The following is a 16,666-nucleotide window of genomic DNA, read 5'->3' on the forward strand; positions in this document are numbered from 1 at the left end:
CGTCCGGTCGGCGGCGCGAAGGGCGTATGGGAAGCCAAGCCCGAGATGACCGTCGCGAGGCCCGTCGATGGCGAAGCTCTCCCACTCCAGCAGGATCGACATGTCCTCGGGCTCCTGCACCCCGTGCCAACCACTTTGCGGCCCAGATGGTTCGGGGGGGCCGGGGCGCCGGACTCCTACCCGGACCGGCGGCCGCGCACCGCGTCCTGCGGCACCAGCGTCTAGTCCACAGGCCAGCCCCCAGCCCACCGGGCCGGTCGGCGCTGGTCCAGCGGCGGTATGGCGGCCGCCAGCTGCTCGGCCCACAGCACGCAGCCTGCGGGCCCGGGGTGGAAGCCGTCGGCGGCCAGGTGCTCCGCCTTCAGTGGCACGTCGCGGACCGGCACGTACGCCATCCGGTGCCGCTCGGCCGTGGCGGCCACCCGCTCGTCGAGGGTGGCGGCTCGGCGGGCCAGCAGCGCCGCGACCGGCGCGGGCAGCAGCGGCATCGTGGTGGGGTCGGGCAGGCCGCTGAGCACCACCACCGCGCCCGGCTGCAGCCCCCGCACCCGCGTGACCAGGGCCTCCACGTCGCGGGCGAAGACCGCCGGCCGGCGTCCGCGGATCAGGTCGTTGACGCCGAGCGCGACGGCGACCACGTCGACCGGGTCCCCGGCGAGCCGGTCCACCAGGTGGGTGGTGCAGTGGTCGGCGGTGGCCCCGTCGGCCGCCGCGGTGCGCCAGCTCACCGGACGGCCCTCGCGGTCGGCCAGCCGCTGCGCCAGCCGGGCGGCGAGGATCTCCTCCGGCCGGTCGCAGCCGATGCCGAGGGCGGTGGACTCCCCGAGCACGACCAGCGTCAGCGGGCGGGTGCCGTCCACCGTCCCGGTGGTGGGGCGGGCCACGCCGGTCTCGGCGCCGGCGGGGGCGTGCAGCCTGGGCGTCGACGCGGCCAGCCGTTCGTGGAGGGTCTGCCGCACGTCCAGGGCGCGGCGCACGCCGGCGACATCGATCTTGCGGGGCGCGATGCGAGGAGCCATGCCCCCATCCTCGCGCGAGGACTCGGCCGGCGGGAGGACCCCGGCCCGCGGATCGGACGCGACCGGGGTCACGGGCTCAGGCCGGCAGGCGGTAGCGGCCGAGGGCCACCGGCTCGACCAGCCCGTCCGAGACCAACCCGTCCAGGCAGCGCATCCGCCGCAGCTCGTCGTCCGGGCAGGCGGGCGCGAGGTCGGCGAGGGTGACCGCCCCGTCCGCGGCCCGCAGCACCGCCATCATCGCGCCGCGCACCTGTCGGTCGGTCCCCTCCCAGCCCTGGCTCCGGCGCGGCGGGCCGTCGTAGGGCGGGCGGCCGGCGCGGCGCCATACGCACAGGTCGGCGACCGGGCAGTCGGTGCACCGGGGTGAGCGGGCGGTGCAGACGAGCGCGCCGAGCTCCATCACGGCGACGTTCCAGACGCGGGCGGTCGCCGGGTCGGCCGGGACGAGCTCCGCGGCGAGGTCGGTCTCGGCGCGGCTCAGCGACGGCGCGGGCAGCGCCACCCCGGAGACGGTGCGGGCCTGGACCCGGCGCACGTTGGTGTCCACCACCACGGTGCGCTCGCCGTGCGCGAAGCACGCCACCGCCGCGGCCGTGTAGGCGCCCACCCCGGGCAGGGTCAGCAGCGTCGCCTCGGTGGTCGGCACCTGCCCGTCGTGGTGCTCGACGATCGCGGTGGCGCACTGGTGCAGCCGCAGCGCCCGCCGCGGGTAGCCGAGCCGCCCCCAGGCCCGGACCGCGTCCCCGGCCGGCGCGAGCGCGAGGTCGCCCGGCGTCGGCCAGCGTTCCATCCACTCCAGCCACACGGGCAGCACCCGGGCGACCGGGGTCTGCTGCAGCATCACCTCGGAGACCAGCACGCCCCAGGGTGAGCAGTCGTCGTGGCGCCAGGGCAGGTCGCGCCGGTGGTCGGCATACCACTGCAGGATCGGCTGGTGGAGGTCCATGTCGTATGACGCGCCCTTGGCGTGGCCCGTGGTCGCGGTCCGCGGGCGGTGACCGGGCTCAGACGTAGCGCTCGAGGATGCTCGACTCGGCCAGCCGCGACAGACCCTCGCGGACCGCGCGGGCCCGGGACTCGCCGACGCCCTCGACGTCCATGAGGTCCTCCAGGCTGGCGGCGAGCAGGCGCTGCAGCGAGCCGAAGTGCCCGACCAGCCGGTCGACGATGGTCGCCGGCAGCCGAGGGATCTTGGACAGCAGCCGGAAGCCGATCGGGCTGACCGCCTGGTCGAGCACGTCCAGGCTGGTCGGGAAGCCGAGGGCGCGGGCGACCAGCTGCAGGTCGATCAGCTCGGAGGTGCTCAGCGCCGCCAGGTCGACCAGGCTCTCCTTGACCGTGGACTCCTCCGGCGTGGTCACCTCGTGCAGGTAGTCGCGGATCACCAGCTCGCGGTCGTTGCCGTGGCCCTGCATCAGCTCTTCGAGCTGCAGCGTCAGGAGCCGACCGTCGGTGCCGAGCTCGACGACGTAGCCCTCGATCTCCTCGCTGATCCGGCGCACCATCTCCAGGCGCTGCAGCACGGCCATGACGTCGCGGACGGTGACCAGGTCCTCGATCTCCAGCGCGGACAGCGTGCCGGTGACCTCGTCCAGGCGCGCCTTGTAGCGGCCCAGGGTGGCCAGCGCCTGGTTGGCGTGGGACAGGATGGCCGAGGAGTTCTCGATGACCCGGCGCTGACCGTTGACGTAGAGCGCGATGATCTGCATCGACTGGCTCACCGACACCACCGGGTAGCCGGTCTGCTTGGCCACCCGCTCGGCGGTGCGGTGCCGGGTGCCGGACTCGCTGGTCTCGATCGAGGCGTCGGGCAGCAGCTGGGTGGCGGCCTTCACGATGCGGGAGATGTCGCGGGTGACCACTATGGCGCCGTCCATCTTGGCGAGCTCGCGCAGCCGGGTGGCCGAGAACTCGATGTCGATCGGGAAGCCGCCGGTGGAGATCTGGTCGACCAGCTTGTCGCTGCCGAGCACGATCAGCGCGCCGGTGCGTCCGCGCAGGATGCGCTCGAGGCCGTCGCGCAGCTCGGTGCCGGGGGCTACGGCCGCGAGCGCCTGCAGCATCCGGTCGTCGTCCACGCGGTCCACTGGCACTCCTTGTCGTCCGGAGCATCGCCCCCGAGGTGATCATGCAGCCGATGCCCACCCCCGACGGCGTGCACCACTCCGGCGTCATCCTAACGGCCGTCCGACGTCGTGCCGTGGATCAGCCGGGCCCGAGGCGGGCCGCGATCGCGATGGCCCGGGCCACGTCGGTGACCTCCAGGACCTGGATCCCGTCGGGCAGGCGGCCCTGGGCGGCGGCCCCGGCCGGGACGATCGCGCGCCGGAAGCCCAGCCGGGCGGCCTCCATCAGCCGGCGCTGCAGCCCGGTGCACGCCCGGACCTCGCCGGCCAGCCCGACCTCGCCGAAGGCCACCGTCCCGGACGGCACCGGCGTGCCCGCCAACGAGGAGGCGATGGCGATGGCCACGGCCAGGTCGGCGGCAGGCTCGGACAGCCGCACCCCGCCCACCGTGGCCAGGTAGGCGTCGGCCTCCTGCACCGGCAGCCTGGCGTGCTTGCCCAGCACCGCGAGCACCATGGCTGCCCGGTTGTGGTCGACACCGTTGGTGGTGCGGCGCGGGTTGCTGGCGCTGGTCTTGTCCAGCAGGGCCTGGACCTCGGTGACCAGGGGGCGGCGGCCCTCCAGGGTCACCGTGACGCAGGTCCCGGGCACCTCGGTGTCGCGGCTCGTGAGGAAGAGCCCGCTGGGGTCGGCGAGCCCCACGATCCCGACGTCGGACAGGTCGAAGCAGCCGACCTCGTCGGTGGGGCCGTACCTGTTCTTGACGGCGCGCACCAGCCGCAGCCGGCTGTGTCGCTCACCCTCGAACTGCACCACCACGTCGACCAGGTGCTCCAGGACGCGCGGCCCGGCGATCGAGCCGTCCTTGGTGACGTGGCCGACCAGCAGGGTGGCCATGTCCTGGCGCTTGGCGGCCGCGATGACCGTGGCCGCGACCTCGCGCACCTGGGAGACGTTGCCGGCCGAGCCGTCCACCTCGGACGAGCTGATCGTCTGCACCGAGTCGACCACCAGCAGGTCAGGTCCGATCGCCTCGACCTGGGCCAGCAGGGTCGCCAGGTCCGTCTCGGAGGCCAGGTAGAGCCGGTCGGCCAGGGCCCCGATCCGCTCGGCCCGCACCCGGACCTGGGCGGCGGACTCCTCGCCGCTGACGTAGAGCACCGTCCCACCCGCCTGGGCGACCTGGGCGGCCACGTCCAGCAGCAGGGTCGACTTGCCGATGCCCGGCTCACCGGCGACCAGCACGACCGCCCCCGCGACCAACCCGCCACCGAGCACCCGGTCGAACTCGCCCACCCCGGTGGACCGGGCCTCGGCGCGGCGCCCGTCCACGTCGCCGATCGGGACCGCGGGGCGCTCGACGTACGTCGCGGGCTGGGTGCGGATGGCGACGGCACCGACCTCGCTGACCGAGCCCCAGGTCTGGCACTCACCGCACCGGCCGACCCACTTGGCCGTCGTCCAGCCGCACTCCGAGCAGCGGTAGGTCGCTCGGGCAGCGGGGGTCTTGGTCTTCGAGGACGCCATGGCCTCAACCTAGGCGCGAGGTGTGACAGACCCTGGTCGACCCGGCCGGGGCGGGCGATAGCGTGACGGCATGCACTTCACCGAGTTCGACACCCGGGTCGCGGCCTACGCGGTCATCGTCGACGGCGACCGCGTGCTGCTGACCTGGTACAACGGCCTTGGTGGGCGCACCCCCTGCTGGACCCTGCCCGGTGGCGGCGTGGAGCTGGACGAGCAGTGCGAGGAGGCCGTGATCCGCGAGGTGCCCGAGGAGACCGGCTACACGATCCGGCTCGGCCGCCCGATCACCACCTCCAGCGTGGTGCGTCGGGAGGCGGGTCGGCAGCGCCCGTTCAAGGCGGTGCGGGTGGTCTACGCGGCCGAGATCACCGGTGGCGAGCTGGGCACGACCGAGGTCGACGGCTCCACCGACCGCGCGGAGTGGGTGCCGATCCGGGAGGTCGGCGGCCGCAGCCCGCGCGCCGACGTGATCGACCACGCGCTGGCCGCGCTCGGCGTGGAGCTCTGAGCGTCGACCAGCAGCTCGTGCCGCCGGACGCGCGATGGGTGGCACGAGCTGCTGGTGCCGGGCGCGCGGAGGTCAGTAGCGGCGCCACCACAGGTTCACGGCGTAGTCGACCTCGGTCCCGGTGTGCTCGGCCAGGATCCGGTCCGACATCTGCGGGGTGAACTCCAGCCGCACCACCCGCTCCAGGTCGGCGCGGGTGCGGTGCGCCCAGCGGATGTCGACGCGTTCGCGCGACCACCCCTGACGCCGCCAGAAGCGCTCCACCGCCAGGGCGTCATAGCTCGGCCAGGCCCGCACGAACCAGCCCCCGAAGGTGGACCGCGTCGCGTCGTTGTCGATCACGAAAGCCGTTGCCCCAGGCCGCAGCACGCGCTCCAGCTCGGCCAGCCCTGGCTCGCAGCCGGCGCCGAAGAAGTAGGCCCAGCGCGCGTGCGCCAGGTCGATCGAGCGGTCCGGCAGGGGCAGCGACTGGGCGCCGGCCTCGACGACGGCCGCGTTGTCGATCCCGTGTCGTGCCAGGCGATCTCGAGCCCGTATGGCGAGCGGCTCGTGCGGCTCCACCCCCACCACCTGCGCCGCGGTCGCCGCGAACCAGGGCAGGTGGTAGCCCGTCCCACAACCCACGTCGAGCACCTGCATCCCGGTGAATCCGTCTGCAGGGCAACGGCCGAGGACCCTCAGCATGGCGGTCTCGAGGGCGCCGTCGGGGTCCACGCCGACGTTCTCCAGCTCGTAGCCGTCCGGGTCGTCCCAGATGTTGGGGGACGGGATCGTCTGGGACGCAAGCCGGTCCGCGCTCGGCTCGACCCACCCCTCTCGAGATCGCTGGTCCTTCAAGGGTGCTCACCGCCGCTTGCGGGTGACGGCGCCTTCGCCCTGCGCATCCAGGGTGGCCGGGTGGACCATCAGCGGGAGCAGCTTGCGGGCGCCCTGGGCGCGGGCCGCCTTGACCGAGGCCAGGTGCGCCTCGCACCGGATCACCAGCTCGTCGTAGGCGAGATCGCCCATCAGCTCACGCAGCTCGCCCTCGTTGGAGCGATAGACGGGCTCGCGCCCGACGTGCGCCTCGGGGTTGCCGGAGCAGTACCAGTCGAGGTCGTGGCCGCCGGGTCCCCAGCCGCGGCGGTCGAACTCTCCGATGGAGATCTCGAGATAGCTGGTCTCGTCGGCCAGCTCGACCGTGCGGTAGGACCGACGGGTCGGCAGCTGCCAGCACACGTCGGGCTTGACCGTGTGCGGGGCCTCGCCCTGCTCGACGGCCCACTGGTGCAGCGAGCAGCCATGGTCACCGGGGAAACCCGGGCGGTTCAGGAAGACGCAGGCGCCGTCGACGACGCGGGTCTTGAGCTCGCCGTCCTCCCGGTCGAGCCAGCCCTCGAGCGGCCCCTCGCCCTTGCGGGCGCGGCCCACCTCGGTGGACAGCCCGGTCGAGCGGTGCTGCCACCGCTCGGGCGGCATCCGCCGGGCCACGCGCCGCACCCGGGCCACGTCGTCCGCGTCGGTGAAGTGGGCGCCCAGGGTGCAGCAGCCGTCGTCGGGGCGCTCGGCATACACCCCGGCGCAGCCGTTGCCGTAGATGCAGGTCCACCGCGAGGTCAGCCAGGTCAGGTCGCACCGGAAGCGCTGCTCCGCGTCGGCCGGGTCGGTGAACTCGATCCAGACGCGAGGGATGTCGAGGGGGACTTCGGCCATCCCTCAACCCTAGCGGCCGGGCCGTCGCACTAGGCTCGCCACCATGCGCCTCGGAGTCATCGACATCGGTTCCAACACGGTCCACATGCTCGTCGTCGACGCTCACTGGGGGGCCCGGCCGCTGCCCACCGTGAGCCACAAGATGGAGCTGCGGCTGTCGGAGCACACCGACCACCAGGGTCACATCGACGAGCAGGGCGTGCGGTCCCTCGAGCGCTTCGCGGGGGAGTGCCTGCGCATCGCCGAGGACCAGGGTGTCGAGCGCGTGATGGGCTTCGTGACCAGCGCGATCCGGGAGGCGGGCAACGGCGACGGGGTCCTGTCGATGGTGCGGAGCAGCACCGGCGCCGACCTGCAGATCCTGTCGGGCGAGGACGAGGCCCGGCTGACCTTCCTGGCGGTGCGGCGGTGGTTCGGCTGGTCCAGCGGCAAGCTCTTGATGGTCGACATCGGCGGCGGCTCCCTCGAGATCGCCTCCGGCATCGACGAGGACCCGGACGTCGCCATGTCCTTCGAGCTGGGGGCGGGTCGCGTGACCCGCACGATGCTGCAGGGCGACCCGCCGTCGGCCGAGCAGGTGCGAGAGGCCCGCAAGCAGGTCCGCGCGACGATCGCCCGTGGGATGCGTGAGCTCACCAAGGCCGGTGAGCCCGACCTCGCCGTCGGCACCTCCAAGACCATGCGGACCCTGGCCCGGGTGCTCGGTGCGGCCCCCGCCAGCGACGGCCTGCACGCCAAGCGGCACCTCGAGCGGGCGGCCTTGAGCGACCTGGTCCCGCGCCTGGCCGGTATGCCGGCCGCCCGGCGCGCGACGCTGCCGGGCGTCTCCGCGAGCCGCTCCCACCAGCTCCTGGCCGGGGCGATGGTCGCCGAGGCCGCCATGGACCTGCTCAGGGTCGACCGCCTCGAGATCTGCCCCTGGGCGCTGCGCGAGGGCGTGATCCTCAACGAGCTGGACCTCATGCGCATGGAGTAGGGCGTCCGGGGCTAGGCTCGGCCGCGTGACCGCACACCAGCCGCCAGGCCCACCCGTGCCGTCCCCCCGCGTGGCCCTGTCGACCTCCTCGGTCTATCCCGAGCGCGTGCGCGACGCCTTCCGGGTCGCGTCGGACCTGGGCTACGACGCCGTCGAGGTCATGGTCTACACCGACCCCGTCTCGCAGGACGCCGCCGCGATCAACGACCTCGTCCAGCAGCATCAGCTGCCCGTGGTCTCGATCCATGCCCCCACCCTGCTGCTGACCCAGCGCGTGATGCACTCCGCACCCTGGCCCAAGATCGACATGTCCCTCGACCTGGCCCGAGCCGTGGGCTGCGACACGGTCGTCGTGCACCCGCCCTTTCGCTGGCAGCGCGTCTACGCCCGCGAGTTCGTGGACGGCGTCGCCACCCGCGAGCACGACTCCGGCATCACCATCGCGGTGGAGAACATGTACCCCTGGCGCGCCGGCGAGCGTCTCGTGCAGGCCTACCTTCCCCACTGGGACCCGGTTGGGCAGCCCTACGACAACGTCACGCTGGACCTGTCGCACGCCGCCACCGCCCGCGAGGACTCGCTCGAGATGGCGCGGGCCCTCGGCAGCCGGCTGCACCACGTGCACCTCACCGACGGCCTGGGCTCGGCCCTCGACGAGCACCTCGTCCCCGGCCGAGGCTCCCAGCCGGTCGCTCCGCTGCTGCAGCACCTCGCAGGCACGGGGTTCGCCGGGTCGGTGGTGGTCGAGGTCAGCACCCGCAAGGTCAGCGCGCACCAACGGCGCGAGGACCTCGCCGAGTCGCTGGCCTTCGCCCGCCGCCACCTGGCGCCCGCCGCGGTCCTCGACGGCGGCGCATGAGCCCACGGGGTCGGCGTCCCGCGGGGGAGGACGCTCGCGCGCAGATCGTCGAGGCGGCCCGCACCGAGCTGGCCGCCAAGGGCTACGACGGGACCTCGCTGCGCGGCGTGGCGCGTGCGGCCGGCGTCGACCCCGCCCTGGTCCACCACTACTTCGCCGGCAAGACGGCGCTGTTCGCGGCGGCCATGGAGGTCCCCTTCGACCCCCGCCAGGTGATCGACGGCGTCCTCGAGGCCCCCGTCGACCGGCTCGGGGAGTCCCTGGTGCGCGCCTTCCTGGGGGTGTGGGACACCCCCGAGGGGCGCGTGCGGATCGCGGCGCTGCTGCGCTCCGCGGCGACGCACCCCGACGCGATGACCCTGCTCGAGCAGTTCCTCGTGCGCGAGATCTTCGGCCGCGTCGCCGGGCGGGCGGGGCCTCGGGGCCTGGAGCGGCGGGCGGGCCTCGTGGCCACCCAGATGATCGGGCTCGGGTTCGCGCGCTACGTCGCCGAGCTGCCGGGTGTCGCCGACGCCGAGGCGGAGGAACTCGTGGCGGCGGTCGCTCCCGTCATACAGCGCTATCTCGACCTCCCAGGATCGTGAGCGTTCGACCCGACCGTCGTGGACAGAACCCTCAGGATCCTGCAAAGGGGGCAGAGGGGGGTTGCGCAGCGGTGGGCGTGTGCCTAGATTTCATCACATGATGAAAAATCGTCGTGGGCGCCACGAGCGAGGCGCCCCCCACGCCGACGACGCCGTCGCGATCGCCGTGCGCGGCCTGGTCGTCCGGCGGGGACCCCGCGAGGTCCTGCACGGTATCGACCTGGTCGTCCCGACCGGGCAGGTCGTCGGGCTGCTCGGTCCGTCCGGTGGCGGCAAGTCCACCCTCATGCGCTCGATCGTCGGGGTGCAGGTCACCCACGGCGGCGAGGTCCTGGTGCTCGGCCGGCCCGCCGGGTCGCCGGAGCTGCGTCGCGAGGTCGGCTACACGACCCAGTCCCCGAGCGTCTACGACGACCTGTCCGTGCAGGACAACGTCGCCTACATCGCCCGGCTCGTGCTCCCGCGCGGCGCGGACGTGGACGCCGAGGTGGCCCGGGTCCTGGACCTCGTGGACCTCACCAGCCACGCCCGCGACCACGCCCGCAACCTGTCAGGCGGGCAGCGCGGCCGCGCCTCGCTGGCCTGCTCCCTCGTCGGCAGCCCCCGGCTGCTCGTCCTCGACGAGCCCACCGTCGGCCTGGACCCGGTGCTGCGCCGCAGCCTGTGGGACCTCTTCCACCGCCTCGCCGCCGACGGGACCACCCTGCTCGTGTCGAGCCACGTCATGGACGAGGCGGCGCGCTGCGACCGACTGGTCCTGGTGCGCGACGGCGGGATCCTCGCGGACTCGACCTATGCCGACCTGCTGCGCGACACCGGCGCCACCGACGCCGAGCAGGCCTTCCTCGCCCTCATCGACCGGGTCGACGGTGCGGCCCCCGCGCCCGACGGCGCAATCGCTCACCCGGGGGACCCGGGTGACCCGGGACCCGCCCCTACCCCGAGTGGCGGCGGCGACGGCATACGGCAGGAGACCTCATGAACCCCCGGCTCACCCTCGTGACCGCCCGCCGGATCCTCACGCAGATCCGCTCCGACCACCGCACCGTCGCCCTGCTGCTCGTGGTGCCGTGCGTCCTGCTGGGCCTGCTCGCCTGGGTGTATGACGGGACCCCCGTCTTCGACCGGGTGGGTCCTGCTCTGCTCGGTGTCTTCCCCTTCGTGGTGATGTTCATCGTCACCAGCGTCACGACCCTGCGGGAGCGCTCGTCCGGCACTCTCGAGCGACTCTTCACCACGCCGCTCGGCAAGGGCGACCTGCTGGGCGGCTATGCCCTGGCGTTCGGGGTGTTCGCGTTGCTGCAGGCGCTGGTGGCGACCGCGTGGGCGGTCTGGGTGTGCGGGTTGGACGTGCAGGGGTCCCTCGGGCTGCTCGTGCTGGTCGCCGTGGTCGACGCGGTCCTCGGGTGCACGCTGGGGCTGTTCGTGAGCGCGTTCGCGACCACGGAGTTCCAGGCCGTGCAGTTCATGCCGGCGCTGGTGCTGCCGCAGTTCCTGCTGTGCGGCCTGCTCACGCCGCGCGACGCCATGCCGGGGGTGCTGAGCGCCCTCAGCGACGTGCTGCCCCTCAGCTATGCCGTCGACGCGATGACCGCCGTGTCCACGCGGTCCGACGCCGCCGCCGACGTGTGGCGCGACGTCGCCGTGATGGCGGCCTTCGTGCTCGCGGCGATCGCGCTGGGCGCCGCGACGCTGCGTCGCCGGACGCCGTGACGGTCTAGCCTGGGCGGACCACCTGCTCCCGCGCGGAAGGCGCCACCATGATCCTGGACCTGGGTGACGCCCTGCGCGCCTCCTCCCTGCGGCTCGCCCGCATCGGTCGCGTGCAGTCCGTGATCGAGGAGTCGCCCGGCACGCGCGACATCCTGGCCCGCTACATCGCGGGGGACACCACGCAGTCGGCGCTCGGTGCGGCCCGGGACCTCATGGAGACCGGCCGCGCGGTGACGGTCTCCTACCTCGGCCCGGACGCCGACTCGCGGGCCAGCAGCGACGCCACCGTCGAGGAGTACCGACGGCTCGTCGCCGAGGCCGTCTCCCGCGGACTGGTCGGTGACCACTGCCTCGAGCTCAGCGTCCGCCCGGCCGCGTTCGGTCGTCTGGACCAGGCCACCGGACGGTCCCTCGCGCTCGCCCAGCTGCAGCGCGTGTGCCGCACCGCCCACAACGCCGGCCTCGACGTCACCCTCGACATGGAGGGCTTCGAGACCGTGGAGCCGACCCTGCGGCTCCTGGAGGAGCTGCGCCAGGACTTCCCGCGGGTGGGGGTCGCCCTGCAGGCGGCGCTGCTGCGCACGGAGCAGGACTGTCGCGAGCTGGCGGCCGAGGGGGTCCGCGTCCGGCTCGTCAAGGGCGCCCACAAGCTCGACGAGCGGGGCTCCTTCGACGCGGTGGAGGACGTCGACCGGTCCTACGTCCGCTGCCTGCGCATCCTGATGGAGGGCGTCGGCTACCCGATGGTCGCGACCCACGACCCGCGCATGACCTCCATCGCCGCCGCCCTCGCCCGGTCCTGCGGCAAGGGCCCCGAGGACTTCGAGTACCAGATGTACCTCGGCATCCGCCCCCTCGAGCAGACCGCCATCGCCGACCGCGGCGACCGCATGCGCGTCTACGTCGCCTACGGCCCCGCCTGGTACTCCTACCTCGTGCGGCGGGTGGCTGAGCGCCCCACCAACGTCACGTTCTTCGTGCGGTCCCTGCTGTCCCGCCGCTGACCTGCGCCGCTGCCCGCGCCAGAGCGGTGATGGGTCTGTCGGTGGGCTTCGGCATACTGGCGGACGCACCGTCGCACCACCCGACCCACGCCCCGAGGGAGACCCATGCCTGACCTCGCGTCCTGCACGATCGCGTTCTACGGCGTCGGCGCCATGGGATCGGCGATCCTCGCCGCCCTGGTCCGGGGCGGGCACCCGGCCGACCAGGTCCTCGCCGTCGACACCAGCAGCGAGCGGCTCCGCGAGCTCGCCGAGGCGTATGCCGTGCGCACGACCTCCGACGTGGCCGAGGCCGCCGGCGCGGCCGACGTGCACGTGGTGGCGGTCAAGCCCGGGGACGTCCCGGCCCTGCTCGACGCCATGGCCGGCGGGCTGGGCGCGGGCGACCTCGTGGTCAGCGTCGCCGCCGGCGTCATGTCCGCGGCCATCGAGGAGCACCTGCCCGACGCCGTGGCCGTCGCGCGGGTCATGCCCAACACGCCCGCCCTCGTGGGGCAGGGCATGGCCGTGGTCAGCCCCGGCAGCCGCTGCGGAGACGAGGCCCTCGCCCTCGCACGGTCCGTGCTCGAGCCGTCGGGCGCCGTGCTGTCCCTGCCGGAGAAGCACCTGGACGCCGTGACCGGGGTCAGCGGCTCGGGGCCGGCCTACGCCTTCTACCTCGCCGAGGCGATGACGGAGGGGGGCGTCCTGATGGGCCTGCCCCGCGACGTCGCGACGACGCTGACCGTGCAGACCCTGCTCGGGGCTGCCACCATGCTGGCGGAGGGGGAGGACTCGGCGACGATCCTGCGTGAGCGGGTCAGCTCGCCGGGGGGCACGACCACGGCCGGCCTGGCCGTCCTCGACGAGCGCGCCACCCGGGCCGCCGTCGTGGCGGCGGTGCGGGCCGCGACCGAGCGCTCGGCCGAGCTGGGCCGAGCCCGCTGAGGCCTCCGACCGGCCCGCGGCGCTGAGCCTGACCGGTCACTGACGGGCCCTGACCGGGGTGACTGACCGGTGTGGCAGGGGCCGACGACACCATGAAAGGATGCGGGACATGACCGAGCTGACCGTGCGCGTGCTGACCGATGACGACTGGGAGCTCTACCGGACCATCCGGCTCGCGGCCCTCAAGGAGTCTCCGGATGCCTTCGCGGCCACCTACGACGAGGAGCGCGACTTCTCCGACGACCTGTGGCACGAGCGCATGGCGCGGGCCACGCGCCTCGTCGCCGAGGGCGCCGACGGGCCCCTGGCCGTGGCCAGCGTGCGGGCCCAGGCCCCGCGCGACGGCACCGACGACGCCATGGCCGAGCTGTTCGGCATCTGGGTCCGGCCGGAGCACCGCGGCCAGCACGTGGCCGTGGAGCTGGTGCGCGCCGCCTCGGGCATCGCGCGCTCGATGGACTGCCGTCACCTGTCCTACTGGGTGGGCACCGACAACGGCCCGGCGGTGGCGTTCGCCAGCTCCTACGGGTTCCGGGTGACCGACACGCGTCGTCCCATGGTGGCCCGCGGCCACCAGCCGACCGAGGAGGACGACGACGAGATGATGATGATCCTGCCGCTGGCGGACGATCCCGGCTCGGTGGCCAGCACCAGCGTCTGACCGGCTAGCGAGCCTCGTGGTGCCGGACGAGCCCGGCACGGGTACGGTCGGCTCCATGTCGATGCCGACGAGGGTGGTCTGGGACGAGGTCTTCACGCGCTACGACTTCGGGCCCGACCACCCGATGAGCCCCGTCCGCCTGGACCTGACCGCGCGCCTCTGTCGCGAGCTGGGGCTGTTCGACCACGACGACGTCGAGCTCGTGTCCCCGCCGGTCGCCACCGACGACGAGCTCGCGTGGATCCACGACCGTCGTTACATCGAGGCCGTGCGCGCGGCCGGGGAGGACCCGGCCCGGGCCGACCAGGCCTTCGGCATCGGCACCGAGGACGATCCCGCCTTCGTCGGCATGCACGAGGCCAGCGCTCGGATCGCCGGCGGCACCCTCGCGGTCGCTCGCGACGTGTGGGAGGGGCGGGCGCTGCACGGCGTCAACTTCTGCGGCGGCATGCACCACGCGATGCCCGACCGCGCGGCCGGGTTCTGCATCTACAACGACGCGGCCGTGGCGATCCACTGGCTCCTCGAGCACGGGGCGCAGCGGGTGGCCTACGTCGACATCGACGTCCACCACGGCGACGGCGTCGAGCGCTGCTTCTGGGACGACCCGCGCGTGATGACGCTGTCCGTGCACGAGACGGGCCGGGTCCTGTTCCCCGGCACCGGCTTCCCCCGCGACCTGGGCGGCCCGTCGGCGGACGGCACCGCGATCAACGTCGCGCTCCCGCCCGGCACCGGGGACGCCGCCTGGCTGCGGGCCGTCAACGCCACGGTCAACCCGCTGGTGGGCGCCTTCGCCCCCGACGTGCTCGTCACCCAGCAGGGGTGCGATTCGCACTACCAGGACCCGCTCGCGCACCTCGCCATCTCGGTCGACGCCCAGCGCCAGGCCTTCGAGGGGCTCCACCGGCTGGCCCACGAGGTGAGCGGCGGGCGCTGGATCGCTCTGGGCGGCGGGGGCTACGAGGTCGTCGACGTCGTCCCCCGCGCCTGGACCCACCTGACGGGCATCGCCACGCACCACCCCATCCGCCTCGATGCTGCGGTCCCGCAGGCCTGGCGTGACCACGTGCAGGCCCGGCACGGCCGCCCCGGGCCCGAGTCGATGAGCGACGGCGTGGCCGAGGGCGGCATCGTCTGGTGGCGAGGGTGGGAGTCCGGCTACGACCCCGAGGACCCGGTCGACCGCGCGGTGATGGCCACGCGGGAGGCGGCCTTCCCCCTCCACGGGCTGGACGTCTGGTTCGACTAGATGTCACGACCTCACCGTCGATTGGACGTCTCACGGCGTGTCGACTGGACAGCACGGGTGAATCTCGTGCCAGAACGCTTACGGGTGGTGACGGTGTGCCTAGAGTGCCAACCAGCACGCGCGTGAAGACTCGACGGGGAAGCCGACGACACCTCGTGCCCGGAGAGTGAGCCATCCCCTATGTCGTCCCAACGTCCTTTCGACGGTGTCCGCTTCTGCACGGTCGCCGAGGTCGCGGCCCGCATGCGGGTCAGCAAGATGACCGTCTACCGCCTCGTCCACAACGGTGAGCTGCCAGCCGTCCGGGTGGGACGGTCCTTCCGCGTCCCGGAGCACGTCGTCGAGGAGTACCTCTCGCGCGCCTACACCGAGACGGCCTGAGGCCGGCGCGAGCGGCATACGGCCGCCGTCGATTGGGTGACGAGTGCCCCGGGGCGCTAGGCTTGCACGGATTCCCTCGTCGGCGGTGAGCGCTCACGCGCACGTGACCACGTCGTGCACCGGCACGAGGCTCACGACCGACACGCAGATCAGCTCGACGAAGGACACGCTATGGGTTCCGTGATCAAGAAGCGCCGCAAGCGCATGGCCAAGAAGAAGCACCGCAAGCTGCTTCGCAAGACGCGCCACCAGCGTCGCAACAAGAAGTGACCAGCAGAGCCCCTCGACCACGGTCGGGGGGCTCTGGTCGTCCCCGGGCGCCGAGGTCGTCGCCGCTGGCCTAGGCTCGAGGCAGGTTCCCCGCCAGTAGCCATGCGTCAGCAAGGAGGTCGCCGTGCCCGACGTGGTGCTCGTCACCGGCGTCTCCCGCCTGCTGGGTGGGCTCGCCGCGACCGCGCTCGCGGCCCGCGACGACGTCGGTCGGGTCGTCGGCATCGACGTGGTCCCGCCGCGACGCCCGCTGGTCGGCGTCGAGTTCGTGCGGGTCGACCTGCGCAACCCGGTGATCACCCGGCTCGTCGAGCAGTACTCCGTGGACACCGTCGTCCACATGGGCGTCCTCGCGACCCCAACCGCCGCCGGCGGTCGGGCGTCGCAGAAGGAGATCAACGTCATCGGGACGATGCAGCTGCTCGCGGCCTGCCAGAAGGCCACCTCGCTGCGGCGGCTCGTGGTGAAGTCGACGGCAGCGGTGTATGGCGCCTCCCCGCACGACCCCGCGGTGTTCACCGAGTCGGCGGCGCTGGGGGTGCGCACCGCCAACGGGTTCGGACGCGACTCCTCCGAGGTGGAGTCCTACGTCGCCGGGTTCGCGCGGCGCCGTCCCGACGTCGAGGTGTCCGTCCTGAGGTTCGCCAACGTCATCGGGCCCAGCATCGCCACCGCGCTCTCGGACTTCTTCAGCCTCCCGGTCGTGCCCATCCCCGCGGGGTTCGACGGGCGCCTCCAGTTCGTCCACGAGGACGACTGCGTGCGAGCGACGGTGCTCGCGTCGACCGCCTCCGCGGATCGGGTCACCGGCGTCACCAACGTGGCCGGCGACGGGGTGCTCACCGTGGTCCAGTGCGCCCGGATGATGCGCCGCCCGATCGTCCAGGCGCCGCTCCAGACCGAGGGTCTGCTGCGGCGAGGCTACCGCTGGTCCCGGATGGCGACCTTCCCCGAGGGACAGTTCCGTCAGCTGGCCTACGGCCGCGTCGTCGACACCACCCGTATGCGGGAGCGACTCGGTTTCGAGCCGACGCGCACGACCCGCGAGGCCTTCGCATCCTTCGCCGAGACGGCGAGCCTCACCGTGCCGGGCGTCGATCTCGCCCGCACCGGCCTCGGCCACGCGCAGGTCGTGCTCGCGACCATGGGTTGGCTGCCCGACCCGTCCTCGACCCCCGGAGCCCGCTCGTGACCGACGATCCTCGCCACGGACAGCCGGCCGACCC

The 16,666-nt window shown here is 73.4% G+C and carries 19 protein-coding genes; 13 read left to right on the plus strand and 6 right to left on the minus strand.

Going from position 1 to position 16,666, the window contains the following annotated elements:
• Nucleotides 1-221: 221 nt before the first annotated feature.
• The 4 genes from GGG17_RS14760 to radA all read right to left on the minus strand — a co-directional run bounded on the left by GGG17_RS14760 (nt 222) and on the right by radA (nt 4,613).
• Nucleotides 222-1,019, minus strand: coding sequence for an SGNH/GDSL hydrolase family protein (locus GGG17_RS14760; RefSeq protein WP_154594466.1), 798 nt, complete (start codon nt 1,017-1,019; stop codon nt 222-224).
• A gap of 76 nt (nt 1,020-1,095) precedes the next feature.
• A complete protein-coding gene (locus GGG17_RS14765; protein WP_154594467.1) occupies nt 1,096-1,965 on the minus strand; it encodes an iron-sulfur binding domain-containing protein in 870 nt (289 codons plus the stop codon).
• 58 nt (nt 1,966-2,023) lie between these two features.
• Nucleotides 2,024-3,082, minus strand: a complete 1,059-nt coding sequence (gene disA, locus GGG17_RS14770; RefSeq protein WP_154594503.1) for a DNA integrity scanning diadenylate cyclase DisA — start codon at nt 3,080-3,082, stop codon at nt 2,024-2,026.
• 142 nt (nt 3,083-3,224) lie between these two features.
• Complete coding sequence (radA, locus tag GGG17_RS14775; RefSeq protein WP_154594468.1) at nt 3,225-4,613, minus strand: DNA repair protein RadA; 1,389 nt, start codon at nt 4,611-4,613, stop codon at nt 3,225-3,227.
• A 70-nt stretch (nt 4,614-4,683) separates the two neighbouring features.
• On the opposite strand from radA, the gene GGG17_RS14780 reads away from it, so the two are divergent.
• Nucleotides 4,684-5,121, plus strand: a complete 438-nt coding sequence (locus GGG17_RS14780; protein ID WP_154594469.1) for an NUDIX domain-containing protein — start codon at nt 4,684-4,686, stop codon at nt 5,119-5,121.
• Nucleotides 5,122-5,193: 72 nt separating this feature from the next.
• Here GGG17_RS14780 and GGG17_RS14785 read toward each other — a convergent pair whose 3' ends face one another.
• Nucleotides 5,194-5,958 (minus strand): class I SAM-dependent methyltransferase, encoded by a 765-nt coding sequence (locus GGG17_RS14785; RefSeq protein WP_230083059.1) that lies wholly within the window; start codon nt 5,956-5,958, stop codon nt 5,194-5,196.
• A 6-nt stretch (nt 5,959-5,964) separates the two neighbouring features.
• Nucleotides 5,965-6,813 (minus strand): DUF3109 family protein, encoded by an 849-nt coding sequence (locus GGG17_RS14790; protein ID WP_154594470.1) that lies wholly within the window; start codon nt 6,811-6,813, stop codon nt 5,965-5,967.
• A 43-nt stretch (nt 6,814-6,856) separates the two neighbouring features.
• Between GGG17_RS14790 and GGG17_RS14795 the strand changes: the two genes are divergently transcribed.
• The 12 genes from GGG17_RS14795 to GGG17_RS14850 all read left to right on the plus strand — a co-directional run bounded on the left by GGG17_RS14795 (nt 6,857) and on the right by GGG17_RS14850 (nt 16,632).
• A complete protein-coding gene (locus tag GGG17_RS14795) occupies nt 6,857-7,789 on the plus strand; it encodes a Ppx/GppA family phosphatase (RefSeq protein WP_154594471.1) in 933 nt (310 codons plus the stop codon).
• 25 nt (nt 7,790-7,814) lie between these two features.
• Entirely contained in the window at nt 7,815-8,648 is an 834-nt protein-coding gene (locus GGG17_RS14800) for a sugar phosphate isomerase/epimerase family protein (RefSeq protein ID WP_239262175.1), read from the plus strand.
• Nucleotides 8,645-9,232 (plus strand): TetR/AcrR family transcriptional regulator, encoded by a 588-nt coding sequence (locus GGG17_RS14805; RefSeq protein ID WP_154594472.1) that lies wholly within the window; start codon nt 8,645-8,647, stop codon nt 9,230-9,232. Before GGG17_RS14800 ends, GGG17_RS14805 begins: the two co-directional genes overlap by 4 nt.
• Nucleotides 9,233-9,329: 97 nt before the next feature.
• Nucleotides 9,330-10,214 (plus strand): ABC transporter ATP-binding protein, encoded by an 885-nt coding sequence (locus tag GGG17_RS14810; protein ID WP_154594473.1) that lies wholly within the window; start codon nt 9,330-9,332, stop codon nt 10,212-10,214.
• Nucleotides 10,211-10,945, plus strand: a complete 735-nt coding sequence (locus GGG17_RS14815) for an ABC transporter permease (RefSeq protein WP_154594474.1) — start codon at nt 10,211-10,213, stop codon at nt 10,943-10,945. Before GGG17_RS14810 ends, GGG17_RS14815 begins: the two co-directional genes overlap by 4 nt.
• A gap of 47 nt (nt 10,946-10,992) precedes the next feature.
• Nucleotides 10,993-11,949 carry a proline dehydrogenase family protein gene (locus GGG17_RS14820; RefSeq protein ID WP_154594475.1) on the plus strand — a complete coding sequence of 319 codons (957 nt, stop codon included), beginning with the start codon at nt 10,993-10,995 and terminating at the stop codon, nt 11,947-11,949.
• Between the two features lie 105 nt (nt 11,950-12,054).
• Nucleotides 12,055-12,876 carry a pyrroline-5-carboxylate reductase gene (gene proC, locus GGG17_RS14825; RefSeq protein WP_154594476.1) on the plus strand — a complete coding sequence of 274 codons (822 nt, stop codon included), beginning with the start codon at nt 12,055-12,057 and terminating at the stop codon, nt 12,874-12,876.
• 109 nt (nt 12,877-12,985) lie between these two features.
• A complete protein-coding gene (locus GGG17_RS14830; protein WP_154594477.1) occupies nt 12,986-13,537 on the plus strand; it encodes a GNAT family N-acetyltransferase in 552 nt (183 codons plus the stop codon).
• Nucleotides 13,538-13,592: 55 nt separating this feature from the next.
• Entirely contained in the window at nt 13,593-14,789 is a 1,197-nt protein-coding gene (locus GGG17_RS14835; protein WP_154594478.1) for an acetoin utilization protein AcuC, read from the plus strand.
• A gap of 180 nt (nt 14,790-14,969) precedes the next feature.
• A complete protein-coding gene (locus GGG17_RS14840; RefSeq protein ID WP_154594479.1) occupies nt 14,970-15,170 on the plus strand; it encodes a helix-turn-helix domain-containing protein in 201 nt (66 codons plus the stop codon).
• A 171-nt stretch (nt 15,171-15,341) separates the two neighbouring features.
• Nucleotides 15,342-15,440 carry a 30S ribosomal protein bS22 gene (locus GGG17_RS14845; protein ID WP_003792170.1) on the plus strand — a complete coding sequence of 33 codons (99 nt, stop codon included), beginning with the start codon at nt 15,342-15,344 and terminating at the stop codon, nt 15,438-15,440.
• A gap of 124 nt (nt 15,441-15,564) precedes the next feature.
• On the plus strand, nt 15,565-16,632 hold the full coding sequence (locus GGG17_RS14850; protein WP_311966730.1) for an NAD-dependent epimerase/dehydratase family protein: 1,068 nt from the start codon (nt 15,565-15,567) through the stop codon (nt 16,630-16,632).
• Nucleotides 16,633-16,666 lie beyond the last annotated feature (34 nt).

The sequence above is a fragment of the Arsenicicoccus cauae genome, assembly GCF_009707125.1.
GTDB classification, from domain to species: Bacteria; Actinomycetota; Actinomycetes; order Actinomycetales; family Dermatophilaceae; genus Arsenicicoccus; species Arsenicicoccus cauae.